Source organism: Erwinia persicina NBRC 102418 (genome assembly GCF_001571305.1).
Taxonomy (GTDB): Bacteria; Pseudomonadota; Gammaproteobacteria; order Enterobacterales; family Enterobacteriaceae; genus Erwinia; species Erwinia persicina.
Genome location: NZ_BCTN01000001.1, coordinates 359,245 through 385,795 on the forward strand (window position 1 = coordinate 359,245; position 26,551 = coordinate 385,795).

General features: G+C 52.6%; 20 protein-coding genes. 1 reads left to right on the top strand and 19 read right to left on the bottom strand.

All coding sequences use genetic code 11. The annotated features are described in order from the left end of the window. Positions 1-3 precede the first annotated feature (3 nt). From rfbA to wbaP, 18 genes are all read right to left on the bottom strand, one after another. On the bottom strand, positions 4-876 hold the full coding sequence (gene rfbA / locus EPE01S_RS01605; RefSeq protein ID WP_062742815.1) for a glucose-1-phosphate thymidylyltransferase RfbA: 873 nt from the start codon (positions 874-876) through the stop codon (positions 4-6). Positions 877-928: 52 nt separating this feature from the next. Continuing rightward, a complete protein-coding gene (rfbD, locus tag EPE01S_RS01610) occupies positions 929-1,828 on the bottom strand; it encodes a dTDP-4-dehydrorhamnose reductase (RefSeq protein ID WP_062742816.1) in 900 nt (299 codons plus the stop codon). Then, positions 1,825-2,916, bottom strand: a complete 1,092-nt coding sequence (gene rfbB / locus EPE01S_RS01615; protein WP_062742817.1) for a dTDP-glucose 4,6-dehydratase — start codon at positions 2,914-2,916, stop codon at positions 1,825-1,827. Before rfbB ends, rfbD begins: the two co-directional genes overlap by 4 nt. A gap of 23 nt (positions 2,917-2,939) precedes the next feature. Beyond that, positions 2,940-4,016, bottom strand: coding sequence for a UDP-N-acetylglucosamine--undecaprenyl-phosphate N-acetylglucosaminephosphotransferase (gene wecA, locus EPE01S_RS01620; RefSeq protein ID WP_062742818.1), 1,077 nt, complete (start codon positions 4,014-4,016; stop codon positions 2,940-2,942). A 448-nt stretch (positions 4,017-4,464) separates the two neighbouring features. Beyond that, a complete protein-coding gene (galE, locus tag EPE01S_RS01625) occupies positions 4,465-5,478 on the bottom strand; it encodes a UDP-glucose 4-epimerase GalE (protein WP_062742819.1) in 1,014 nt (337 codons plus the stop codon). Between the two features lie 46 nt (positions 5,479-5,524). Next, entirely contained in the window at positions 5,525-6,421 is an 897-nt protein-coding gene (gene galF, locus EPE01S_RS01630) for a UTP--glucose-1-phosphate uridylyltransferase GalF (protein WP_062742820.1), read from the bottom strand. 147 nt (positions 6,422-6,568) lie between these two features. Then, positions 6,569-7,909, bottom strand: coding sequence for a lipopolysaccharide biosynthesis protein (locus EPE01S_RS01635; RefSeq protein WP_062742821.1), 1,341 nt, complete (start codon positions 7,907-7,909; stop codon positions 6,569-6,571). Next, a complete protein-coding gene (locus EPE01S_RS01640; RefSeq protein WP_062742822.1) occupies positions 7,906-9,129 on the bottom strand; it encodes a glycosyltransferase in 1,224 nt (407 codons plus the stop codon). The genes EPE01S_RS01635 and EPE01S_RS01640 overlap by 4 nt, the downstream gene beginning before the upstream one ends. A gap of 4 nt (positions 9,130-9,133) precedes the next feature. Then, positions 9,134-10,384: a colanic acid biosynthesis pyruvyl transferase WcaK gene (wcaK, locus tag EPE01S_RS01645; protein ID WP_062742823.1), complete on the bottom strand. Its 1,251-nt coding sequence runs from the start codon at positions 10,382-10,384 to the stop codon at positions 9,134-9,136. A gap of 197 nt (positions 10,385-10,581) precedes the next feature. Next, positions 10,582-12,795, bottom strand: coding sequence for a phage tailspike protein (locus EPE01S_RS01650; protein WP_062742824.1), 2,214 nt, complete (start codon positions 12,793-12,795; stop codon positions 10,582-10,584). Between the two features lie 89 nt (positions 12,796-12,884). Beyond that, entirely contained in the window at positions 12,885-13,919 is a 1,035-nt protein-coding gene (locus tag EPE01S_RS01655) for a glycosyltransferase family 4 protein (protein ID WP_062742825.1), read from the bottom strand. Positions 13,920-13,937: 18 nt separating this feature from the next. Next, the gene (locus EPE01S_RS01660) at positions 13,938-14,690 is read right to left on the bottom strand and encodes a glycosyltransferase family 2 protein (protein ID WP_062743095.1); all 753 of its coding nucleotides are present in this window, start codon (positions 14,688-14,690) and stop codon (positions 13,938-13,940) included. A 69-nt stretch (positions 14,691-14,759) separates the two neighbouring features. Beyond that, the gene (locus EPE01S_RS01665; RefSeq protein WP_062742826.1) at positions 14,760-15,884 is read right to left on the bottom strand and encodes an EpsG family protein; all 1,125 of its coding nucleotides are present in this window, start codon (positions 15,882-15,884) and stop codon (positions 14,760-14,762) included. Positions 15,885-15,920: 36 nt separating this feature from the next. Then, a complete protein-coding gene (locus EPE01S_RS01670; RefSeq protein WP_062742827.1) occupies positions 15,921-16,826 on the bottom strand; it encodes a glycosyltransferase family 2 protein in 906 nt (301 codons plus the stop codon). A gap of 90 nt (positions 16,827-16,916) precedes the next feature. After that, positions 16,917-19,097, bottom strand: a complete 2,181-nt coding sequence (gene wzc, locus EPE01S_RS01675; RefSeq protein WP_062742828.1) for a tyrosine-protein kinase Wzc — start codon at positions 19,095-19,097, stop codon at positions 16,917-16,919. 12 nt (positions 19,098-19,109) lie between these two features. Continuing rightward, entirely contained in the window at positions 19,110-19,544 is a 435-nt protein-coding gene (locus tag EPE01S_RS01680; RefSeq protein WP_062742829.1) for an arsenate reductase/protein-tyrosine-phosphatase family protein, read from the bottom strand. Positions 19,545-19,559: 15 nt separating this feature from the next. Continuing rightward, the gene (locus tag EPE01S_RS01685; RefSeq protein ID WP_062742830.1) at positions 19,560-20,693 is read right to left on the bottom strand and encodes a polysaccharide export protein; all 1,134 of its coding nucleotides are present in this window, start codon (positions 20,691-20,693) and stop codon (positions 19,560-19,562) included. 130 nt (positions 20,694-20,823) lie between these two features. After that, the gene (wbaP, locus tag EPE01S_RS01690) at positions 20,824-22,257 is read right to left on the bottom strand and encodes an undecaprenyl-phosphate galactose phosphotransferase WbaP (RefSeq protein WP_062742831.1); all 1,434 of its coding nucleotides are present in this window, start codon (positions 22,255-22,257) and stop codon (positions 20,824-20,826) included. An 812-nt stretch (positions 22,258-23,069) separates the two neighbouring features. Between wbaP and EPE01S_RS01695 the strand changes: the two genes are divergently transcribed. Next, positions 23,070-24,635: a TerC family protein gene (locus tag EPE01S_RS01695; RefSeq protein WP_062742832.1), complete on the top strand. Its 1,566-nt coding sequence runs from the start codon at positions 23,070-23,072 to the stop codon at positions 24,633-24,635. Between the two features lie 62 nt (positions 24,636-24,697). Here the strand turns inward: EPE01S_RS01695 and asmA are convergent, their stop codons facing one another. Continuing rightward, positions 24,698-26,545: an outer membrane assembly protein AsmA gene (asmA, locus tag EPE01S_RS01700; RefSeq protein ID WP_062742833.1), complete on the bottom strand. Its 1,848-nt coding sequence runs from the start codon at positions 26,543-26,545 to the stop codon at positions 24,698-24,700. Positions 26,546-26,551 lie beyond the last annotated feature (6 nt).

Genomic DNA, 26,551 nt, shown 5'->3' on the forward strand with positions numbered 1-26,551 from the left:
GCATCAGTATCCTTTGACCATCTTGAGCAGATACTGCCCATACTCATTCTTCGATAGAGGTACAGCCAGTTTCTTGACCTGCTCTGCATCAATAAAAGCTTTACGGTAAGCAATCTCTTCCGGGCAGGAGACTTTCAACCCCTGGCGCTGTTCAATTGTCTGAATAAAATTGCTTGCCTCAATCAGGCTGTGATGTGTGCCTGTATCCAGCCACGCGTAACCGCGCCCCATCATAGCAACAGAAAGATCACCTTGTTCCATGTAAAGGCGATTGATATCAGTGATCTCCAACTCTCCGCGCGGTGAGGGTTTCAGGCTTTTAGCCATACTCACTACGTTGTTATCGTAGAAATATAGCCCGGTAACAGCGTAGTTACTTTTTGGCTCAAGCGGTTTTTCTTCGAGGGATATGGCTATGCCATCTTTGTCGAATTCCACCACACCGTAGCGTTCAGGATCGTTGACGTGATAAGCAAAGACCGTAGCGCCAGATTTCTGGTTTACTGCAGCTTCAAGTTCTTTCGGCAAGTCATGTCCATAAAAAATATTATCGCCCAATACCAGCGCAACATTTTCATTACCGATAAACTCTTCACCGATAATAAAAGCTTGAGCCAGTCCGTCCGGGCTATCCTGTACTTTATATTCCAGGTTAAGTCCCCACTGGCTGCCATCCCCAAGTAACTGCTCGAAGCGTGGAGTGTCCTGCGGCGTACTGATAATCAAAATATCCCGAATCCCCGCCAGCATAAGGGTGCTGAGTGGGTAATAGATCATCGGTTTATCATAGATGGGTAATAACTGCTTACTCACGGCCATTGTGACCGGATACAAACGGGTGCCGGAGCCGCCCGCAAGAATAATTCCTTTACGCATTGGATATCTCTAATCTGTCATTCTGAGCAAACCTCAGAATTAGAATGTAGGGTTAAATTGCCTGAAGGGCTGCAAGCTCAGACAGCATGCGCCGGACGCCTGTTTGCCATTCAGGCAATTTGAGGCTGAAGGTTTGCTGAAACTTGTTGTTTTCAAGGCGAGAATTTAATGGGCGCTGAGCTGGAGTTGGATAGCTACTGGTGGCGAGAGGTTTAGCCGCAATAAGCGCTAACTCAACATTTTCTTTTCTCGCCTCAGTGAAGACCAGACTCGCATATTCAAACCACGTTGTGGTACCCGAAGCGACCAGATGATATAGGCCGGCGCATTCTGGGTTGCCTAAAGCAGTGCTGATCGCATGAGCGGTACAATCGGCCAGCAAATCCGCACCAGTTGGCGCGCCATACTGATCGTGAATAATCCCCAGCTCACTTCGTTCTTTTGCCAGACGCAGCATGGTTTTAGCAAAGTTATTACCTTTAGTCGCATAAACCCAACTGGTGCGGAAAATCAAGTGCTTCTGGCAATACTGCTGGATTGCCTGCTCACCCGCCAGCTTGGTGGCTCCATATACGTTTAATGGTCCGGTCAAGTCTTCTTCTGACCACGGCTTTTCGCCATTTCCGGAGAAAACATAGTCTGTGGAATAATGCACCAGCCATGCACCCAGCGCCTGAGCTTCTTTCGCGATGGCCTCTACGGTGGTTGCATTGATTAACTGCGCTTTTTCCGGCTCGCTTTGCGCTTTATCAACGGCCGTGTAAGCGGCGGCATTTACAATGACGTCAGGTCGAAGAGCACGGATTGTAGCAATGATGCCTGCGATATTGGTGAAGTCCCCGCAGTAATCAACTGAAGAAGTTGCCAGCGCGGTGATGTTACCCAGCGGTGCTAAGGCGCGTTGAAGTTCCCAGCCCACCTGTCCATTTTTTCCGAACAAAAGAATATTCATGGCTGGCGTTCACTGTAGTTCTGTTCGATCCAGGACTGATAAGCCCCGCTTTTCACGTTGCTTACCCACTGCGCATTGTCCAGGTACCACTGCACCGTCTTGCGGATCCCGCTTTCAAAGGTTTCCTGCGGTTGCCAGTTAAGTTCTGCTCCAATCTTAGCGGCATCGATGGCGTAGCGGCGATCGTGGCCAGGACGGTCGGCAACGTAGCTTATCTGCTGGCGGTAGCTATCTGACTTCGGCACCATTTCATCCAGCAGGTCACAGATAGTTTCTACCACCTGCAGGTTCTGCTTCTCGTTATGCCCGCCGATATTATAGGTCTCCCCTACCTTACCAGCAGTCACCACGGTGTATAACGCACGAGCGTGGTCTTCCACATAGAGCCAGTCGCGGATCTGATCGCCCTTGCCGTATACAGGCAACGCTTTGCCTTCCAGCGCGTTAAGGATCACCAGTGGGATCAGTTTCTCCGGGAAGTGGTAAGGACCATAGTTATTGGAACAATTAGTCACTATGGTGGGGAATCCATAGGTACGTAGCCAGGCCCGAACCAGATGGTCGCTGGAAGCCTTAGAAGCAGAGTAAGGGCTGCTTGGCGCATACGGCGTGGTCTCGGTGAACAGTGGCAGAGCATCAGCGCTCTCACCAGCTTCATCCGGATGGGGCAGATCACCATACACTTCGTCGGTAGAAATATGGTGGAAACGGAAGGCTGACTTGCGTTCATCATCCAGACCATTCCAGTAGCTACGTGCTGCCTCAAGCAGCACATAGGTACCTACGATATTCGTTTCAATAAACTCAGCGGGGCCAGTAATTGACCGGTCAACATGGCTTTCAGCCGCCAGGTGCATCACCCGGTCGGGCTGATGGGTCGTGAAGATGGCGTTAAGCGCAGCACCGTCGCAGATATCAGCCTGAACAAAGGTATAGCGTTGATCATCGCTGACGCTGGCAAGGGATTCCAGATTGCCCGCATAGGTTAATTTATCCACATTGATGACGCTGTCAGACGTGTGAGTAATGATATGGCGAACAACGGCAGAGCCGATAAATCCGGCACCGCCGGTCACTAAAATTTTCACGCTGGAATTCTCTCTTTAATTTATCACTGGCGGGGATTACCGATCTGTACGCTGATTTCACTGCCTTCCCTGCATTCAGCGGGGTGCTTTACTTTTTCAATAGACCTCACCGCGTAAAGGAAGAAAAGGAAGGTGGAAATAAATAACATAAATTGCCAGTTATCAGAAACATGGCAACCTTCCAGGATGATACCGGTCATGCCTGTCAGTACCTGTCCGGCCGTCATGATGGCCAGAGTGCCGCGCCCGCTAAACCCGGTACGGCACAGAATATGGTGTAAATGCTCACGGTCGGGGCGGAACGGGCTGTGGCCGCGACGCAGCCGGGAGATCATCACCCGCATCATGTCCATCAGCGGCAGCGCGATGATCCACAGCGCCGTCACCGGACGCATCACGGCGTCCTGCCCCTGGGAGGCAATAATCAGAAGCCAGATCACGGTAAAGCCAATCAGCATGCTGCCGGCATCGCCCATAAAGACCTTAAACTTCCGCCCCCACGGGATCCCCAGGTTAAGCAGGATATACGGCAGGCAGGCCACCACCAGCGCCAGGCACCACATCGCCAGGTCTTCGCGATCGCCCATAAAGAAGATAATACTGAGAAAGCAGAAGGTAATACTGGCCAGCATGCCCAGCAGGCCGTCTATGCCATCCACCATGTTATAAGCATTGATAGCACCAATAACCGCGAAAATGGTGACCAGATACCCTGCCGCTCCCATTACCAGCGGATAGCCGAACAGGACATTACCCAGTGAGGACAGATACAGCCCCTGGCACATCATAATAACGGCCACGCCAACCTGCAGGATCATGCGGGGAACCACGGGAAGGTCAAAGCGGTCGTCCAGCACCCCCACGATCAGCAGCAGCGTGATGCAGCACATATAAGCAGGGAATTCAGGCAGCCATCCGGGCTGCAGGGCATAGATCAGCCACAGCGAAAAATAGACCGACACGCCGCCCACCAGGGGAATATTCCCATGATGATGCTTACGGGCATTAGGTTTATCCACTAAACCAACACGTCGGGCCACTTTACGCGCGATAAACAGCAGCGTCATTGTCCCGACAAAAAGGAGAACGATATCTTCCATATCTGTACCCGCGCTCACGAAGTATAAGTGTGTTTTTTACGGACCCCCACGCTACCGCCCCTGACTATAGCTGCCAGATCGCTCCATTCGCAGTCGTCCTCAATAAGCATAGTCTGACTATGTTAGGAGACTTGTCCATTTTTACCAGGAAAATTCCCAGAAACAGTTTCACACATGTCCTGACACAAACAGTCGCAATTCTCATACTTCACCCGCGGCGGTTCAAGCATAATCTGTCAGGATTTTGACTTAACATTTCAATTGCACAGCTCTTAAACAGATTACTTTTTAAAAGCGGACGCTTTTTAAGCAGAAGCTGATAAATCACGCCTTTACGGTAGTCTATGTATATGTGAGCATTATCAAAATAACTAAAACACTTAAAGTGGATAAAACAAAAAACTCCCTGATGCGGGAGTTTTGTGATTAACGTTAAAAAATCAGGCGATCAACGATACCCATTAGGGTTATTAGACTGCCAGTGCCAGGTATCACGCATCATCTCGTCAATACCGCGTGACACGCGCCAGTCCAGCTCTTTGTCTGCCAGCGATGCGTCCGCCCAGAAGGCCGGTAAATCGCCATCACGGCGCGGCAGGATCTGATAAGGGATGGCTTTGCCGGCCGCTTTCTCAAACGCCTTGACCATCTCCAGCACGGAGTAACCTACCCCTGCCCCCAGGTTGTAGGCTTTATAACCCTCAACGGAAGCAATGTGGTCAAGCGCTTTCAGATGGCCTTCGGCCAGGTCCATCACATGAATGTAATCACGCTCACCGGTACCGTCTTTGGTCGGATAGTCCCCGCCGAAGATGCCGAGCTTTTCAAGACGGCCGATGGCAACCTGGGCAATATAGGGCAGCAGGTTGTTCGGGATGCCGTTTGGATCTTCACCAATCTGACCCGACTCGTGTGCACCCACCGGGTTAAAGTAGCGCAGCGCGATAGTTTTAAATTCCGGGTTCGCCCTGGCGTAATCCCGCAGGATCTGCTCAACCATCAGCTTAGACGTGCCATAAGGGCTGGTGGTACCGCCAATCGGTGTGGTTTCCACATAGGGAACCGGGGCATCAGCACCGTATACGGTAGCCGAAGAGCTGAAGATAAACTGATTGACCCCGGCGCTGCGCATCTCTTCCAGCAGCACCAGCGTACCGGTGACATTGTTCTGGTAGTATTCCAGCGGCTTACGGGTGGACTCCCCTACCGCCTTCAGGCCGGCAAAGTGGATCACTGCAGTGATGGGGTTGCTGGCAAAAATATCGCGCAGACAGGCCCGGTCAAGGATATCCCCTTCACAGAAGGTCGCGGTCTTACCGGTCAGCTGTTCAACGCGGCGAATCGACTCACGAGAGGCGTTACTCAGGTTGTCCAGTACCACCACGTCATCACCGCGCTGCAGTAATGACAATACCGTATGAGAACCGATGTAACCTGCCCCACCCGTTACTAAAATAGCCATCTTGACTCCTTCAGACCACGTCGGACGCGGCCCTCATCAATTACGTTTATTTTGCCAGGATTTTCTGAATTTCTTCGCGGAACTCACGGCCCTGAGCATGATTACGCAGGCCCCAGGTGACGAAGGCTTTCATGTAGCCCAGTTTACGCCCGCAGTCGAAGCTGTCGCCACTCAACAGGTGCGCATCAACCGGCTGTTTCTTGTTCAGGTTAGCGATAGCATCGGTCAGCTGGTAGCGGCCCCACGCCCCGGGTTCCAGATTCTCCAGTTCCGCCCAGATGTCCGCAGACAGGACGTAGCGCCCTACCGCAGCCAGATCGGAGTTCAGCGTCTGTGGGTTCTCTGGTTTCTCCACGAAGTCAACAATAGAGCTGACTTTGCCCGGGAAGTCCAGCGGCTCCTGGGTAGTAATCACGGAATATTCAGACAGATCGTCATCCGGCATGTGGTGCGCCAGTACCTGGCTGCGTCCGGTCTCTTCAAAACGGGCCACCATCGCGGCCAGGTTGTAACGGAGCGGATCGGCGCTGGCGTTGTCCAGCAGCACGTCCGGCAGCACCACCACGAAGGCCTGATCGTGCAGCATCGGGCGGGCGCAAAGCAGGGAGTTGGCCAGGCCCAGCGGCTGCGGCTGACGAACGTTCATGATCGTCACACCCGGCGGGCAGATAGACTGCACTTCGCTCAGCAGCTGACGTTTTACACGCGCTTCAAGCAGGGCTTCCAGCTCGTAAGACGTATCAAAGTGGTTTTCAACCGCATTCTTGGAGGCATGGGTGACCAGAACAATTTCCTTGATACCCGCCGCCACACACTCATCGATGATGTACTGAATCATCGGCTTGTCGACAACAGGCAACATCTCTTTAGGAATGGCTTTTGTAGCAGGGAGCATATGCATACCGAGACCCGCAACCGGGATAACTGCTTTAAGCTTGGTCATAGTGTTTCCATATAAATGAAGTAAAAACGTTGACTGATTATGCAATAAAGAGATGATTCACAAGTATAATCTTTATCTGAAAAATTATCTGCCAGGGCCAGCAATAAAAAAGGCCACCCGCTGGGTGACCTTATATTTATTACCGGGTTACAGCCATTGTGTGAACCATTCCGGCCTGATAAACAGATTAAAATAACTGACCAGTGCCATGATGCCGGTAAATACCAGCGCCACCGACATCCACTGACGGGCATAGGGGATAAACGGAATGCCAATCACCGGCTTAATGAAGAACGGATGAGCAAAGGCCGATATCAGCACCTGTGAAATCGACAGCGTCAGCGCCACGTACCAGACATTTGGCCAGATCCAGGTGGTTGCCAGCACCATAACGACAATGATACTCGCCACGACATTCCACCAGAACTCGACATTGGTCCGGCCGTTTGCCTGAGAAATCGCCCCTGTCAGCCCCCCCATCGGACGCAGCATACCGAACAGCAGCATCAGCGGGATGAGATGCCCCACCGCCTCATGCGCCGGACCGTAAAGCAGGCGTACCACGACGGGTGAGAGAATGCCGATAGCCAGATACATCAGGCTGCTGAACAGCATAATCATGAACGTGCCCTTCAGGAACAGCTTCTGCAACTGGGCAGGCTCATGCTGTTTCTCGGCAAAGCGCGGCAGCGCCAGGCGGTTAATCACCGGCGTCACCAGCTTCAGCGGCTGCAGCACCAGTTCCTTGGCCAGCGAGTAGACGCCCAGCATCTCGGCCCCCATCACTTTACCGACAATCAGCGAGTCAGCCTGAGTACGCAGCTGGTTAATGGTCTGCGAACCCAGTTGATAAACGCCATATTTCATCGAGCTGAAAAAGGTGGATTTATCAAATTCAAAGGTAGGCCGCCAGGACTTCTCACCAAACCAGATCATGCACAGAATACGCATGGCGGCATTAGCAAACAGACCGAGGATCACCGCCGACACGTTCAGTGGCGAGTAATAAAGCAGCCCAACCGTCAGCGCAAATGCCAGGAACTTGGTGACCATCTCTATCTTAGCCAGCAGCACCATACGTTTGGCTTTAACAAAGTGGGCCTGATACTGCGAAAGTGAGCCCAGCACCAGGAAGTTGATGCTGGTCAGCATGATCAGCCCGGTCAGCTCCGGAATATGATAGAAATGGGCAATCGGCCAGGCAATCGCTATCAGCAGCAGCCCGGTCAGCAGACTGAGCAGAACGTTCACCCAGTAGATGGTGCTCTGTTCTTTGCGGGTAATATTCTGGCGATGCACGATGTAGCTGCTCATGCCCATATCCTGCAGGACCATCGCCACTGCGAGGATAGCATTGATAATCGCCAGGATACCCAGTTCATGCGTTTCCAGCTTGCGTGCCAGCACCCCCAGCTGTACGACCTGTAACACCGCAGCGAAACAGGTACCGCCAAACAGCCATACGGCCTGATTTTTTAAACTACTCACGCTAATTGCTCCAGAATTTCTGCCAGCTCACGGTAGGCAATATGCTGGTTAAATTCGGTTTCCACCCGCTGACGGGCAGCAATAACCACGGGAGCCACATCCGCCTCACCGCGTGACAGCTTCAGCAGGATCGCCGCCAGCGCCTCCGCATCCCCTTCCGGGGCCAGCCAGCCGGAAACATTGTGCTCAATCAGCTCGGGAATACCGCTGTGCTCGCTGGAGACGACCGGTAATCCCACCGCCATCGCTTCCATCAGCGCCACCGGGATACCCTCCATATCGCCGTCAGCTGCGGTCAGAGAAGGCAGGAGGAAGATATCGGCTTCATCCAGATAGCGTTTGATCTCCTCCTGCGGCTTGAACCCGACCATTTTCACACAGTCATTCAGGTCAGCGGCCTCGATCATTGACTGCAGCGATGCTTCCAGATCGCCGTTGCCGACGATGGTGAATTCAAACTTGCCGCCCTGGGCTTTAAGCAGTTTGCAGGCATCAATCGCCACCCCCAGCCCTTTCTTTTCGGTCAGGCGCGCCACGGAAAGTATGCGTAACGGCTGGTGCAGCGCGTCACGGATTTTGAGATTAAACTTCTCCGGCTCGATGCCCATCCGCGTAACGTGAATTTTCTCCGGGGGACAGCCCATAGCAATCAGCTTGTTTTCCCACAGATGACTGATCGGCAGCAGCAGTTCAGTCTGGGTAAACAGGCGCGCATAGTCCTCTTTATGTTCGTCAAGGATATGACGGCGGGAGATATCCGCCCCGTGGAATACCGTGGCCTGCTTGCCCTGCAGCACATTCAGCTCGCGCAGTTTGTTGGCCAGCGCGCCGGCGTAGCCGAAGTGCACGAGGAACACATCCGCCACGAACGGCTTTTTGTTAGCGGCAACAATAGCCGGCAACAGCAGCTTGCTGGACTGGGCGCCGTAGCGCCCGATGTTGAAGGATTTTAAGGTGGCCGTATTGAGGATCTTTGGCAGGACAATCTGCAGACGCTGTTTCAGCTTATCGGCATTACTGACCTTCTCCTCGGGCAGCAGATAGTGAGTCTTCTCTGCCAGGTTGTAGCGATCGAACGCCCCGTGACGGTTAACCAGATCGCCAGGAAACACCGAGATAATCTCGACGTCGTAGCCAATATCAATAAAATGCGTGACCTGATTCAGTACAAAGGTTTCAGAGGAAACCGGAAATCGCATTGTGAAGAATGTCAGTTTCATGGGTTCACCCTAAGCGTTTAACCACGTCGTCGGTAATACGGTTACCCAGAATCCGTTCCTGTTCCACAGCGAGGTCAACCTGCTGTTTCACCGCATCGTAGTTATCCAGCACATTATTCACGCGGGTGATAATGCTGCCATCCATCAGACTTTTCACATCGCTGGCCATATCCGGCAGGCCCAGCTGGTTCATCACGCCGAGAGATTTGTGCTCGTAGTTAATCGCCACGGCAGGCGTACCAAAGTTCATGGAGATGATCGCGGAGTGCAGACGGGTGCCAATGGTGAGGTGACACTGGCCCAGCAGAATGCCCAGCTCAAGGTCATTAAACTCGTCCATGATCACGTGATATTTATCTTTCTCATCAATGTGATCGCTGAGGGTCATCGCCACCATGCGATCATCTTTGTTGTAGCTGTCGATGCCGGTACAGGTAGAGAACGCCACCACCTGGTAGCCACGGGCGATCATCGCGTTAATCACGCGACCAAATGCCGCCTCGTACTGCTGCTGAGTCACGCCCAGACGCTTATCAAACGGGGCCAGCTCGCGCACGGTGATCGCGATGGTCTTCTGCTGGCCAATCACCTGCTGCCAGTGCACCAGGTTATGCCCCGGCTCCGCCACCTCACGTGCCCGCACGAGGAAGGCGGTATCAGCACCTTTTACCACTTTCCCGGTGGTGATACCGCCCTGCTTCATCATCTCCAGGCTGACGCTCTCACGTAGCACCAGACTGTCGACGCGGTCGAACACGAAATTCGCAATCTCATTAAAACGCGGCTTCTGGAACGGCCCGACACTGTGGCCAATCAGGTGGATCGGTTTTTTTGCCAGCAGCGCGCAGAGTGAATGTTCGAACTGCAGTGGACCGTACAGATCGACAAAGAACGAGCCGCCGACCTGGATAATCGCATCGTATTGCTTCAGGTTATCACTGAAAGCCTGGAGATAATCCGGCACCGGGAAAAGCTTGAAAATCCCGCGATTGGCAATGTGGGCCATCATGATCTTTGGCATCAGTCGACGCTTAATCTTATCGACCAGCTTATTTTTTCCCTTTTTAGTTTCCAGAAAAAGGGCATCAGGCAGAATATCTTGCTGGAGCAGATAACCAGAACTGGTTGGATAACGGCTAATCACATCAATATCGAGATCGTTCCTTGCCAGATTTAACGAATCAATAATTCCGCGTAAAATTGCGCCATCCCCGCGATTTCCGCATGTATGATTGCCAACTAATAAAATCTTCATAACTACTCCAGAAAAATTTTTGTAATTTTTTACAGGCCTAATTAGCCAATAAGTGATTAATTAATAAGTCTTATTGTTTATAAAATGCCAAAATGCGTTCGATTCACTCTAATCATGTAAAACAGGCTGCCTGTCCTTGCCCTGGAAAAACAGCCTGATAACTCTGAAAATTCCTGGTATTAACGCCGAGCTGACGCTTATTTCAGCGAAAAGTAAGGGATGGCAACCTGACGGCCATTCAGCACGACAGAGACATACCCTTCCGGGCGATCGGTATTCACCTGGTCTGCGGTGAGCGGTCGTGAGGCCATCAGCAGATCCCCTGCTTCATTCGCCCCGATGCCGGCCTTACCGTTGTGCAGACTGAAACGCTGGCTGGCGCGGCTGACGTCTTTCCCTGAGGGCGGCTGACCGAAGGCCATGCTGCTGTCGAAACGGGCGCAGCGACCGGTTTTAAAACGGTCTTTCGCCGTGGTCTTGATCAGCACGCCGGCAGAGGCCACCCAGCCGTCGATTTTGACAAACACGCGCACATCCGTGTCATGCGGGGTTTCAATCATCACGTCCAGCACCGGACTGGCACCTTCGGCATGCCAGGCGGCTTCAAATTTGTGCGTTTTACGCTGCAGGCTGATCACCGCCCTGCCGCCGGTTGTTTTGTCGCCCACCACTTTATTCAGCGGGGTGCTGCCGCTGCCATTGCTGAAGGAAGACTGACCAAAGATTTCGATCTCCCACGCATCACCCACGTCCGGCGTATAAATGTTGCCGAGTTCAACCCACTTCTGTTGCGCCGTGTTGTTTTCAATACGGAAACGCGAAGTCAGGTAGTTGTATTTCATACTGCCATCAACGGCGATACCGTAAGACTCAACGCGCGTTGATCCCCGCTCCCAGGCGCCCAGCCACTCGCCTTCCGCCAGCGAGTTATCGATCCAGCTTCCGGCCTGCAGATTGGTCTGACGCATGTTGAGGCGCGAATTATGCGCAATCAGCGGGTTTTTACAGGTTTCCAGGCTCAGGGCATCGATAATCCACTGTCCGTTGGAGATATCCCCGGGGAATTCGGTATGTTCAATCCAGCCGTTGTGGATCAGCGACTGCCCGCAGCGTTGCAGGTTCAGCACCTTGCCGTCGGTACAGTACTGGGCGTTAAAGTTGGACAGTTCGATGGCGGTGCTGTGGTCCCATTTGCCCTTCGGCGCATTCGACCAGACCGACTTAATGACATCGCCGCTGCAGCGCAGGGCATACCACTGGTCAATTTTACAGTCGAGGGTATCCATCAGACTGATCGCCGTGCCGCCGACGCGTACAAAGCGCAGACAGGCTCCACGGAAATACTGGCCGCCTTCACATTTGTTGTCGAAGAAGCCCTGTTTGTTCGCCTGCGTATCCGTACGGCCATTAAACTGCAGGTTACTGACCTCTACCCAGCGGGTGTTAACCTTAAAGACAAAGTCAGACTCGCCGTCGGAGACAATGGTGGTCGCCGGGAAATAGCCAAAGTTGACCATTGCCCCGGAGACGCGGAAGAAGCGGGTCTGCTCGCGGGAAAAATCACAGCCGCTGACAAAGAACGTCCCCGCCGGGAACTGCAGGCAGATCTGCTGGCTGGCGTCCTGCGCCCACTGGTACATGGCTTTTATCGCCGGGGCAGCATCCGTTTTACCGTCGGCAATGGCACCGAAATCAAACAGGGTCAGCCGGTTAAAATCTTCCACCACGCGACGCCAGTGGTAATCCGCTCCGGAGGAGATTGTCACGCCGCCGTCGTCCTTCGCGGCTTCCAGCGTGCCAACAAATTCGCCGCCGCCCACTTCCAGCCCTTCATGCCAGCTTTTCAGCTTGATTTTAGCGCCGCTGAACAGCGGGCGCGTTTTCCGCAGATCGTCGACCGAGGCAATTTCACCAATCAGCTGATAGCCCGCAGGCTGCGCCAGGCGCTGGCTGAAATTATTCGCCCCCCGGGTCACATCCGGGATGTTAAACAGCGTGTTGCCCGCATCGTCCACGACCGCCATCGAGTGGGAAGGGTCAGCGATCAGGGCGGCATTGTCGGCAATAAACTGCTCAAAGCTGCCTTTATTCAGCGCCACCGGCTGCTGTACCTGCGACAGTTTGCCGGAGGCATCGCGCAGATAGAGGTTAATCAGGTTTCCTGGCTGAGTCGGGTCTGCCCCCGCCTTACCGATCCAGAGCTTACCGTTAAAATTCTTCCAGAACTGATCCGGCATGGTATAGACGTTTTCCGGCGTCAGGATCGGTACATCGCCCTTAGGCAGTTCGCCGGGTCCGATCCCTTTCAGCGCCAGGGAAGGCTCGCTTTTCGCTGCGGCGCTGGAAAACGAGCTGACAGACAGCCCGGCAAGAATCGACGAGAACGCCGTCAGTAATTCTCTTCTTTTCATTGGTGTTATCCCGTGGTCAATTTTTTGGGCCTGCAAAGCAGGCATGGAACAGATGTCCAGAGATACTCACTGCGGAACCTGTGCTGTCCTTAAAGCAGGGACAGCCAGCTCTCTTTAATCACTTTGCCGTCGAATTTGCGCGACGTGGTCTGGGTTGCCGCGCTCATGGCATAGAACAGGGCGTCGTCATGAACGAGCTGGTTCATACAGTCGATAAAGCGCGCCCTGTCGTTCATCGCCACCAGGAAGCCATCTTTCTCATGGTTAATGATTTCCTGCGGTCCGGTCGGACAGTCATAGGCAACCACCGGCAACGACCATGACTTGGCTTCCAGCAGCACCAGCGGCAGCCCTTCGTAACGCGAGGTCATCAGTGCCATGTCGCTGTCGCGGTAGTAATCATTGATATTGCTGACGCGGCCAACGAAGTTGACGCTGTCGCTGATATTCAGCCGGGCAGCCTGGGCCACCAGCGCCTCCTTCAGCTCACCGTCGCCGGCAATGACCAGCTTCCAGTCAGGGTGGGTTGCCACAAACCCCTGCCAGACGTCCAGCAGCAGATCGAACCCTTTCTGGTGATCAAGACGGCCCACCGCCAGCGCCTGATAGTGACGCTGCGTGCGCTGAAGATTTTTGTACACCACAGGATTGGGGATGGTTTTGCTGGGAATATTCCAGCCGTTAAATACCTGATGGTCTTTATCGGTCAGCACGATCACGCGATCGTAGTAACGCAGCGCCAGGTATTTGAGGAGTTTGATCGGTTTGCTGAAGGAGTTGATCGCCACGTGCTCGCAGGCGTAAACGCGGGCAGGCTTCTTTTTCATCGACATCATGCTGTAGAGCGCAAACATCACGCTCAGGCGGCCCATACTGATCAGAAACACCGCATCAAACTGCTGCTGATGGATCTTGTTCACCGCCGCCTTCAGGGGATTTTTTTCACCGTTGAAGCTGACAATTTGCTGTACCTGGTTGAAAGGATAAAACGGTTTCCCTGACCCTTCCAGCGAATAGATGGTCACTTCATGCTGCTCACCAAAGCATTCTGACATGAAGTTGCAGATATTCTCAGTTCCGGCATAGGAATATGCATCCTTGATGACCAGTACGATTTTTTTCATTGTCTTCATCACCTCAGATTAACGATGCTTCAGGGTAAATAACACGCCGTTAACCATGTACCAGACGTAGTAGTAATAAACTTTAAGCGGATTGTTTTTATAGATGTATTTCAGTAAGTCCAGGTGCCACTTTGCCGCTTTATTTTTATTGCGCGACAGGGAATTCCCCATTTCATAATAGGTCACCAGATTCTTATCAATCACCCGCGCCTGCTTATACTGGTCAAACAGTTCGTACAGGAAGAGGAAATCCTCATGCCCTTTTTTCTTAAACAGCACGGGCTTCGCCGGGCGTCGGTAACAGACGGAAGAGAAACAGATACGGAACTGCTTTTTAACGAAATTATCTTTCATCAACAGTGATTTACCGTAACGAACATCATAGGCTTTGCTGCGCGACTGGTAGCGATAATCGCTGATCACCAGGTCATGCCCGGCGTTAAGCTGGGCGGTCTGCAACATCAGTTTGTCGCGAGCCCATTCGTCATCGCTGTCAAGGAAAGCAATAAACGGCTCGGTCGCCGCGATCAATCCGACATTGCGCGTTTCCGCTGCGCCACGATTCACCTCATTGCTGAGGATGGTAATACGTGGATCGGTACAGTGCTGCTGCACAAATTCCAGTGAGTCATCGGTAGATTTATCGTTAATAAGATAAATCCGCCAGTCGGTATAGGTTTGATCAATCACCGACTGTACCGCCCGCAAAATGGTCGCGCGCGCATTGTACATCGGGATAATAATCCCTACCGTGCCGATTTGATTATTCATCTGATACCCTGAATCTGAGTCATTCATTAAGTGATAGTGATCCTCCGGGCCGGTAATCCGGCCCGGACGTTAAAAGAGACGGAACAACGGTGCAATGCTGTAGCCATTAATCGACTGCACGGAGAGGATGGTGTTATACGCCAGATAATAAGAGGTCATGGCAAACAACAGTCCAAAGTTCAGCAGCGGATTTCGTATGCGCGTCATCAGGAACGCCAGCAACAAGGGCTCACAGTGCAGGAACAGGTTACCGACGCGCCCTCCGATAATAGAGAAATCGGAGAAGATAATGCGCACGGCCGCCCCGGCTGAATAGGCGATAAACAGGATATAGGCGACCCGGTCTTCCGGTTTAATTGGCCGGTTAAAATAGACCACGGTAAAGAAAGCGATAAACGCAATATTTTTTAAGTTCGCCAGGCCAAACACCGGCGAGGCGGCATCAAACACCGTCCCGCTATAGCCCATCGCACGGTCACCGATAACGGGCACAATACCCAGAGAATCGAGGAACAGTTTTTTCCCGCCGATAAGCCCCAGCGGGATCGCCGCCAGCACCATCGCAATACCAAAGTATTTACGCTCGCGCAGGAACAGGAACGGCGCCACCATCAGCACAGCGTAACCCGTGGAGTGGGACTGGGTACTTAACACCAGGAAGACCAACGCCACGAAATACTTTCGCCCTGCCGCCGAGCAAAGACAGGCAACCGCAAAGGCGCTGGAGAGGCCGAAGCGGATCTGATTCATATCCTTGTTGATAAACAGGTGCGCGGAGTAAAGACACAGCGAACACAGGATCAGCGGTGAGTACTTTTTAAAAAGCCAGGCGTTAGTCGACACCGCAATAAACGCGATAAACAGCAGGAAAAAGTAGCTTTCATGGGTAAACCACGACAGCACCCACGCCAGCAGCATAAACAGGTTCTCATAGCGGTAAATATCCGCTACGGTTTCGTAACCACTGATACTGGTCTGACGGGAGAAATCATTAAAGAAGCCGAGATACTGCCAGTCATCAATACCGGAGTTCGGGCCCCTGAAACCCGCAAACATGATCAACGCCACCACCGCAATAAAGAAGAAGTAGGTGGTCACGCGCTTCATTTTTGGCTCATTCGCCTGGTTGATGGTCGCCAGTTCAAAGAAGCATAAAATCAGTATGCTGTAACTGACTATCCAATATATTGCCATAGAGTTTCCCACCCAATTATTATTCTTCTGGTCACGTTACTTTCCGCCAAGCCGCGCCCGTAATTTGTCTTTTACGCGGTTGAGGAAGTAGGTGCGGTTATCTTTATTGGTTAAGAAAAAGTAGCGGGCAAAGCTCAGGCTGGCCTGGAGGGATTTCCCGTCCATCTTGTAACGCAGCGGCAGCTTATACGCTTTATAGGTGTGAATATCCCGCCGGGTCAGATACGGCTTCATGTTTTCAAGCCAGAAGAACGAGTATTTTACCGACTCGCCTTTATGCTTTGAGCCAAACTTTGTCACCAGGTGATAGTTAGCCAGCGGCTGATCAATCATAAAGAACGCATAGCCGAGTTTGTCGGCGCGAATGCAGAAGTCGTAATCCTGATGGCGGATATACTTCTGATCAAAACGAATTTCCTGCGCGTACTCGCGCTTCAGCACAATGGTGCTGGTCTGTATAAAGCCGTAGCAGCCAAACAGATACTCGGCGACGGTTTCGTTACGCCCGACCTGCTGTAACGGCAGCACTTTCAGGAATTCACCGTCCTGAATAATGTTCACCTGGCTGTAAATAATAAACCGCTGCTTCCCCTGCCCTTCCAGCTGATGGATCAGCTTCAGGCTTTCTGCCAGCTTATCTTTATGCCACTCATCGTCCGCGTCGAGGAAGCTGATATAGTCCCCGGTCGCCAGCTCAATGCCTTTATTACGCGCGCCGGAACCGTTCAGCTTCTCCTGCGACAGCACCAGGTTGATGTTGAGATGGCGGTATCGTTCTGACTGCACCACCGCGGCCAGCTGCTCTGCGTCAGCAGACTTATCATCAATGATGATCACTTCGAAATGCTGATAACTCTGGGCTGCCACGCAGTCCAGCGTCGTCACGATAGATTCGGATGCATTATATGCAGGAATGACGATCGAGAAGAAAATATCCTTCATTGCCAGGCACCTTTATAAACGGTCACAAACAGAGATTCACCAGAAAAAAAGGAACCTTTACCCACGGGGTATAAAGGTTCCTCAGGGTTATTAGCTTTTCGCATCCTGCTTGTAGCTGTAGTCGTAGTAGTCATAGCCGTAACCATAGGCATTGGCTGACTTACGGACGACGGCGTTGAGGATAACCCCTTTTATATCGATACCGTTCTGGGCAAAGCGCTTGTAGCTGATTTCCACTTCCTTGAGGGTGTTGGTTTCGAAACGTGCCACCATCAGCGAGGTTCCTGCCAGCTTACCGATAATCGAGGCGTCGGTGACGGCCAGAATCGGCGGTGTATCAATCAGCACCAGGTCATAATTCTTGCTGGCCCACTCGAGCAGCTCGTTCATGCGGCTGTGCATCAGCAGTTCTGACGGATTCGGTGGCACCTGACCACGCGCAATAAAGTCAAAACCGAAGTCGCCGTGCTGGATTAAATCCGGTGTGAATGGCGTCTTACCTGACAGGATATTGGACAGGCCCGTTTTACTCTCGGCACCCAGCAGTTCGTGCGTATAGCCGCGGCGCATATCACCATCGATAAACAGCACTTTCTGACCGGCTTTCGCCACCAGCGTCGCCAGGTTAGAACAGATAAAGGTTTTACCTATTCCCGGACTGGCACCGGTGATCATCAGAATGTTGTTTTTCGCTTCCATCATGGCGAAGTGCAGGCTGGTACGCAGGCTGCGGATCGCTTCAATAGAAAGGTCTGTCGGGTTACCCAACGCCAGCAGGCTGTTATGCGGGTCGGTTTTCCCTTTCAGATTACGTTTGGCCAGGGCCTCCGCATCTTTCTTACGCTGCCACTCGGAGAGCGGAACGCTGGCATAAACGCTCAGGCCCAGTTCTTCCAGCTGCTCCGGATTGTCGATACCGTGATGGAACAGCGCTTTCAGCAGCACCAGACCGACGGAAACCACCAGACCGGCCAGCAGGCTGGCGACAATCAGCATCAGTTTCTTCGGTGCCACCGGTGTCCCGGCGGTTTCCGCATGATCGATGATGCGGACATCACCCACGGTGCTGGCCTTGCTGATACTCAGCTCCTGCTGACGGTTCAGCAGCTGCATGTAGATTTCCTGCCCGGCCTGCACATCACGCGTTAAACGCACAATTTCCTGCTGAGTCTGCGGCATCTGACTGATTTTACCGTTCAGCTTTTTCTGCTCGTTTTCCAGCGTCTGACGTTTTTCCAGCAGCGCGCGGTAGGTCGGGTGGTCTTTGGTAAACAGCTGCGACACTTCAGCTTCACGGAAAGTCAGTTCGTTCAGCTGGCTCTGGATGCTGACGGAAGAGTCGAGGGCCGACTTCGCTTCCAGCGACATATCCACTGAGTCATTCTGGCGGCGGAAGACGTTCAATTTGTCTTCTGCCTGATCCAGTTTACCGCGCACTTCCGGCAGCTGATTTTTCAGGAAGGCCAGACTCTTCTCCGCTTCTTCAGACTTACGCTCAACGTTCTGGTACAGATAGTTATTGATAATCTGGTTCAGCACCTGGCTGATCAATACCGGATCTTCCCCGGTATAGGTCAGGCCCAGCACGCCGGTGTCTTTGCCCATATCGGCAACGGTCAGATTGTTATAAATCAGTTTGATGGCCTGCAGGTCGCTCAGTTTTGTCACGGTGAAGCTGGTACCTTCATCCGCTTTAATGTCGCTGACCAGCATAGTGACATCACCGTGCTGCTCGAACTGACCCACTTTGCCTTTAAACAGCTCATCACCGTCTTTGCTCACGGTGTAGCTGTCCGGTCCGTTGACTTCGATCGTCAACTGGCGCTTATCCCACACGGCCGGTACTTTCAGGCGCGAAACGGCAATCTGCTCCGGCTTTCCGCCCATCATGCGCGACAGGCCTTTACCGATAAGCGGGAAGTAATCCTGCTGCACCAGCACATCCAGACCGAGGTCGGTCACGGTTTTACCGAGCACCATACGTGACGTCACAATCTGAACTTCAGTCGCTGACGCGGGCTGCGCGTTCGGCATCATCTGCGTCAGGTCATTCAGTACGGTGTTGGCATTCTTCTGCTCAACCTGCACCATCGCGTCCGCACTGTATATAGGTGTGGCAAACAGGCTGTACAGCGTACCCATCAGCATAAACAGTGCGGTAACCGCAACAATTATCCAGCGATGGTCAATAAGTTGCCCCACAAGATGCGCCAGATCGAACCCGTTCGAATCGTCTTGCGGCGCTGACGGTGCCTTACTTTTTATTTTCATGGATCATCCCAACTATCGGCTTAATGCGTTGACCCATTTCTGGGCAGCGTTTTCAAGGATTCCGTACACGGCCTCAAAGGCATCGCGGCTTTTTTTATACGGGTCGGCAATTTCCTGCTGGTTGATCCAGTGACCAAACAGCATGGTTTTGCCTCGTACGGAAGGGTTGATGCGGCAGACCTGGTCGACATGTTTTTTTTCCATCACCAGGATTAAATCGTAATCCCGGCACATGCCAGAAGTGAGCTGCTGTGCCACATGCCCCTGCAGTGACACCCCACGTTCTGCGGCCACACTGCTGGCAGTCTCGTCAGCAGCCTGGCCTACCATGGCCCCCAGTCCCGCGGATGCGATATTCTTCTCAGGGAGTGCGGATTTCAGCAGCCGTTCCCCGGTGGGGGAACGGCAGATGTTTCCGATACAAACAACTAAGATTGAATTAATCATAATGTTTCCCGGCGGTTACCAGTTATGAAGCGTCTGCACGGTACGTGTCGCATCGTAAACACCGCTGATGGTCGGAACGAGCTGCGAGATTACGCGGTTCCAACGTGCCAGAGGCGTCGAGGTGACGTAAACAATGTCATACGGTTCTAACTGGAATTCGGTTCCCATTACCATCGCGGCGGCATCTTTCGTATTGAGCTGATAGATGTTGGCGATCTTGCTGCGGTTAGGCCCTTTGGTCGGACGGATAACGAACACGCCCGTTGCATCGGCGACGGTCTGATCCATGCCCTGTGCATTGCCCAGCGCTTCGGACAGCGTCATGCCGCTGCGATCCATTTTCAGGGTGGCCTGCTGTTTCACTTCACCCATCACGAAGACTTTAAGGTCGTCGTTACGCGGTACATACAGAATGTCACCCGGGTAAAGCAGATGGTTTTGCGACAAGTCGCCGTTCTGCATCAGTGCCTGCAGGGAGATCGGCTGCTCGCGTCCGTTGTGCGTCAGCACCACGTTGCGCCAGTCAGCGGTCGCGGTTAAGCCACCGGCGGCATTGATGGCATCAAGAATGGTCAGCGGCACGTTAGTAATCGGCTGCTGGCCGGAGGTGGTCACCTCACCCGTCACGTAAGTTTTTTGTGATTTAAACGAGGCGATGCTGACATCAACCTGCGGGCTTTCAATGTACTGGGCCAGGCGACGGGCGATCTCGTCGCGGATCTCCTGTACCGTCCGCCCTGCCACTTTCACCCGTCCGATATACGGATAGAAGATAGTGCCGTCAGAATGAACCCAGTTACCGGTGTCACTGGCGCTACGGTACTGGCCGGATGGCGTCGTCAGCTCCGGGTGATCCCAGACGGTGACGGTCAGGACATCGCCCACGCCAACGCGGTACTCATACGACTGCAGTTCACGCTGCAGAGCGTCATTTGCCTGAGCAACAACCGGTTTTGGCCGCATACGCTCAACCAGGCTCGGTGTCAGCGGGAAGACATTGACGTATTTATCAATGTCAAAATCACTGTCCTGCTGTTTGACAACATCTTTACCCGAAGTGGAAAGGTGGCTACCCGGTTCGATAGTACAACCGGAAAGGAACGCTGCTGAAACCAGCAGGGGAATCAATTTAGTTTTGATTGTAATCATCTAGTTCATCGCTATCAGTAATGTGAATGATAGTGGCGAGACCGCCGCTGTGTAGCGTCTAAGAATTGCTCATTGCTCAAATCAGGCACTGTATCTGTTGGTCATTATCTGTCAGCCCCCTGGCTCCGTTTTAATAAGCCCCATCGCGTTTCAGCACCACACCAACGGTTTTGAACAGGATGGCGATATCGTTCCACAGTGACCAGTTCTTGACGTACCATGAGTCGAAGTAGACACGGGTTTCATAATCCACGTCGTTACGTCCACTCACCTGCCACAAACCCGTCATGCCGGGTTTGGCCATAAAGTAATAATCAACATCACCCGCATAGCGTTCCAGTTCGGCTTCAATCACCGGACGTGGCCCCACCAGACTCATCTCACCGCGAACCACGTTCCAGAGCTGCGGTAATTCATCCAGGCTGGTCTTGCGGATAAAATGCCCTACGCGTGTAATACGGGGGTCATTTTTCAGCTTAAAGTCTTTATCCCACTCTTCACGAGCGGCCGGATCGGTGCGCAGCACCTCTTCCAGCACCTCTTTCGAGTTCACCACCATTGAGCGGAACTTCAGACATTTAAATTTGCGGCCATTTAAGCCAACGCGTTCGTGGCCATAAATTGGCGCACCACCATCGCGGGAGACCATAAAGATCAGGGCGGCTAATGCCGGCAGCAGCATGGTAATAATGCTCAGGGCACCCACGAGATCGAAAGTACGCTTCAGGAAACGTGACGTTCGCTTGGCGAGGTTATTATTCACACGCAGGATCATCACTTCATGGCTGAAGATATAGGCCATGTCCGTACCGTAAAGCGGCACACCACGTAATGAAGGAATAACCGAGACCGAACGACAGTTATGTTTGGCCAGGTTTTTCAGCCACAGGTCGCGTGACTGACTCTGTTCATATTCCACCGCCACAATGAACTGTGTCTCACTGTTCACCAGCGCCCAGAGTGCCTGTTCATCTTTAATGACCGGCACACCAAATAGCTCATGCGCTGGCTGGCTGCCGTCAACGTCGAAGAAAGCCACGACATCAAAGCCCATGACTTCTTCGCTCTGCAGCGCCTGCCAGGCTTCTTCCGCATTCTTACCGCTGCCGAGAATAATGGATTGCTTCTTCCACAGGTTCTTACGGTTAAGCACCCGTTTCACCACGGCGCGGCCGACGGGTATCATCACCATGGCCAGCAGCCAGGTTAATGCCCAAATCCAGCGGGAGAGTTCCCATTTGGATAATGCGCTAATGGATAAAGCAATGACGGAAAATACCAGAACCGTTCTCAATGCTTCTTTTAATTCAAACCAGAAAGGCTTGCGGTAAGTATAATGACGTAATCTCACCCAGAACCAGCCAACACAGACAATGGAGAGCATAATATGTGTGGCTATCGTCAATTTGAGATCAACAGAAGGAATTTCTGACAGAATATCACCAGGGAAACTATTAATCAGCAAAATGGCCACGGCCAGTGCTGCATTAAAACAGATGAGATCTGAGAGAGCTAATGACAGTTTTATTAACAACCCTTTAAAGGTAAATTCAATATCGCGCATAGTTAACTCTTAATTTTATCTTAGAAAGCCTGTGTTTTATTGGTCTCTGACCTGGTGAGATGAGTATTTAGTCAACCCATCAGTTATTACACAGGAAACTTATTTAGGGAGTCTGACAAAAAGGTCATCGTAGCTGGCATAGCGGCTAGAGATTTTGGCAAGAAAATCAACATGAACGTTTACTGTTCCGCGGCGCTTCCTGAACAGTCTCAAGACTCGTCAGGACACGCTACCGCCCCTGGCTTGTAGCTGCCAATGCGCTGTAAAATGTTGCCGTTTCATGTTGTTTACCTGCCATCTCACACGGCAGGCTTTAGCGTTCATTCAGCGGAAATGTGTCTTCATTCACATAAATCAACATTGGACCCGCCTGCACTGCGCTAAATTCAACATCCACGCAGACATTCAGTAACACGTTGCTATACTAGTTATAACTGGCCTGTTTACAAGATGCTCCCCGCGCCCGTACCTTCTTTTAGGATTAAGACTACGTTAATGCTGCGTCAGTACCGCTCATTCCCATACTCCTCATAAAGTAAATTCAAGATTAATTCCCTGCCTAAAAATAAGATTAATCTTACGTCGCTGTATTCCGGTGATAAGTATTACTCTTTAATCAATCTGGCCCTATACGATTATTCCTGAAAAGAAACAGTTTAAGAATTTCGGCACCGGCGGTTATTTATCCGTCACTCCTGATGTTTTCCTCTACCCTGCGGCCAGCCATGAGGCTATATGCCCAGATTAGCGGTTGAAATGGTGTCGATTCCGACTCATCATTGATCATTACTTATGCTTTTCAGGTGAAAATAATGTTCGAATGGATCGCCGACCCGTCAATCTGGGCCGGCCTGGTCACGTTAGTCCTGCTGGAACTGGTTCTGGGTATTGATAACCTGGTATTTATTGCCATCCTGGCGGAGAAGCTCCCTCCCACACTGCGCGACCGTGCGCGCGTCACGGGCCTGCTGCTGGCGTTACTGATGCGGCTGGCGCTGCTGGCATCCATTTCGTGGTTGTCGTCGCTGACTACCCCGCTGTTTAACCTCAGCGGACACGCATTCAGCGCCCGTGATCTGCTCATGCTGGTTGGCGGTGTTTTTCTGTTGTTTAAAGCGACAATGGAACTGAATGAACGGCTGGAAGGGAAAGATGAAGAAGAGGGGCCGCAAAAACGGGGGGCACGGTTCTGGCCGGTGGTGGCGCAAATTGTGGTGCTGGATGCGGTATTTTCCCTTGATTCAGTGATTACTGCCGTCGGTATGGTTGACCATCTGGCCGTCATGATGGCCGCGGTGATTATCGCCATCCTGCTGATGCTGCTGGCCAGTAAGCCTCTCACCCGTTTTGTGAATGGTCACCCGACCATCATTATTCTCTGTCTCAGTTTCCTGCTGATGATCGGTTTCAGCCTGGTGGCCGACGGCTTTGGCTATTCCATTCCCAAAGGCTATCTGTACGCGGCGATTGGTTTCTCGGTGGTGATCGAAGCGCTGAACCAGCTGGCACAGTTTAACCGCCGCCGTTTTCTCTCCGCCCGTTCCCCACTGCGTAAGCGAACGGCTGAAGCCGTGCTCAGGCTACTGCGGGGCCATCATGAGCTGGCGGAACTGGATACGGAAACCTCTTCGCTGGTGGCAGACAGCAGCGGACGCAAGGCTATCTTTAACAAGCAGGAACGCATGATGATTGCACGCGTGCTGGCCATGGGTCAGCGCAGCGTCAGCAGCATTATGACCTCCCGGCATGATATAGAGCATATAGATCTGGCAGAATCCCCGGAAACTATCATGGCCCGGCTCGATCACAATCAACATACCCGTCTGATCATCACCGAGAACAGCGATGAACCTCTCGGTGTCGTTCATGTGATTGACCTGCTTAAACAGGCACTGCATGGCAATGACCTTGACCTTCGCGGGCTCATCCGCCAGCCGCTGGTCTTCCCTGAACAATTGACACTGCTCCCTGCGCTTGAACAGTTCCGCACCGCGCGAACCCACTTCGCCTTTGTGGTGGATGAGTTTGGCTCCGTCGAGGGGATTGTCACGCTGAGTGACGTGATGGAAACCATTGCCGGTAATCTGCCGAATGAGGGGGAAAAGCTCGACCCCCGCCATGACATTCAGCAAAATGCTGACGGCAGCTGGACGGCCAACGGCCATATGCCGCTGGATGACCTGGCTATGCATCTGCCGCTGCCGCTGGATGAGAAGCGTGAATACAATACACTGGCGGGACTGTTAATGGAGCATTTGCAGCATGTACCGCAGCAAGGGGAAGAGGTGCAGGTCGGGGACTATCTTTTCCGCACCTTACAGGTTGAAAATCACCGGGTACAAAAAGTCCAGATTATCCCGAATAACAACGAAGGTTAATCTTGACCGGAGCAACTCACTGTTGGGGCCGACCCGGTAAACTGGTCAGCCCCGACAGTGAATCACAGATCCTTCAGCACCTTTTTCACATCATTATTTTTATCGCTTTCCGGGTTACGATCTATCCACTTTTTCAGCCGTTCTCGCGCTTCGTCACGTAACTGACCGCGCAGTACCTGGTCTACGGTCAGGTTGTAATTGATACCCGACCACGGCCCGTAAATACGAAGCGGCACGGGCGTCACCTGTAAACGCTTTATCAACGTACTGTCACCCATCCAGCCTTCCGTCACGGTGACGCCAAAGCGGAAATCCAGCGCCCGGTTAACCACATCAATCGTCCCCTGACCGGTATAGTTGAGCGTGCCGGAATGGGCATCCAGACGACTGAAAGTGAATGCCCCATTTTTCAGGGCCATTGATCCCGTAATTTGCTGAAGGTTGGCCTGACCGTCGCTCCGCTTTCCTTCCACATTATTGTTATTATTTTCTACCGCGCGCTGAACCAGCTCCTGAAGGTTCAGGCCGGCAAACTGCGCATCTTTAACCGTCAGATCGGCCCTACCCTGCCAGTGACGCTTAACGTCGTCAACGGACAAACCTTCTCCCGCAAAGTTGCCGGTCAGGGAGATCGCACCGCTCACTTTATCCGGCAGTTCCAGGCTCTTTAACAGAGGAGTGAGGGCGAACTGTTTCAGATCCGGTTGCACGGTCACTTTAGTTTGTTCGCTGCGCACATCGATGGTGCCGGGAAGCGAGAAACTGCCGCCAGGGATATTCCCCCTGAAGGTATTGATCGTCATCAATCCGGCTTTATTCACTGCCGCTAGCTGAACATTTTTCATCTGCACGCCACGCCAGTGTAACGCATCAACACTCAGCCCGACCTTACCGTCTATGGCATTCAGCGGAGAGTTGGCATTGTCATACTCGGGCAAGGCCGCCACCACCGGCGCAGGTCCGGAACGCTGGTCTGCACCGGTGGAGCTCCCGGATGAGACCTCATTCAGACCGAGTAAAGCATCAAGGTTAAGAGTGGCAGCGTGAAGATCTGCGCTGATCTGAAGACGTGGGCTCATGAAACCCGAGAGATTACCGGTAAGCTGACTGTCATTAGCGCTGAACTGAATATCGGCCAGACTGAACTGCTGTTTCGGCAACAACCATGTCGCTTTCATTTGAGCGCTGCCTTTTACCCCTTCACGAGGAAGATCAGCGCCTTTCATCTGGTAATCAAGCTGATTAATCACGGCATCAAGACGCCGTGGGTAATCGGTAATATCCAGATCGCTCTCCATACTGATCTGCAGTTCACGCTGGTCACGGTTAATGCGGCTACTCAGGGCCAGATGCGCCAGGCGCGGCTGCGTCTGATCCAGGGAGAGGTTAAAATCACGCACATTAAGCTGTTCGCCGTTGCTCTGCTGCCAGACCAGTAAGCTGTCGGCAATACGCAGATGAGCAATATCAAATTTCCAGCCATGGGTGATATCACTGACCGGTGAGGCGTCGTCGTTATCATCAGGGCCTATCGGGGCATCTGACGGTCGCTGGCGCTCACTGTCCGGCATCAGCCGCACCACGGCACCTTTGAGCATCACTTGTTTAACGGACAGCTGGTGTGAAAGCAGCGGTAAAAGATTAACATCCAGCCGCATATTTTGCGCACTGACAACAGGCTGGGTGGCACCCGGCGCCGTCAGGGTGATCGGGCCGGAAAGAATACTGAGCTGCGGCCAGACGTGCCAGCGCAGCTCGCCATTCAGTGCCAGTTGGTAGCCACTGTGCTGTTCAACCTGGCGAACCATATAGGCGCGAAAATCATTAGGATTAACCAGCACGACCAGCGCGGTCATGCCAGCCACCATCACCACCAGTAAGATGGCAAGGGTGGTAATAAATCTTTTCATGCCTTC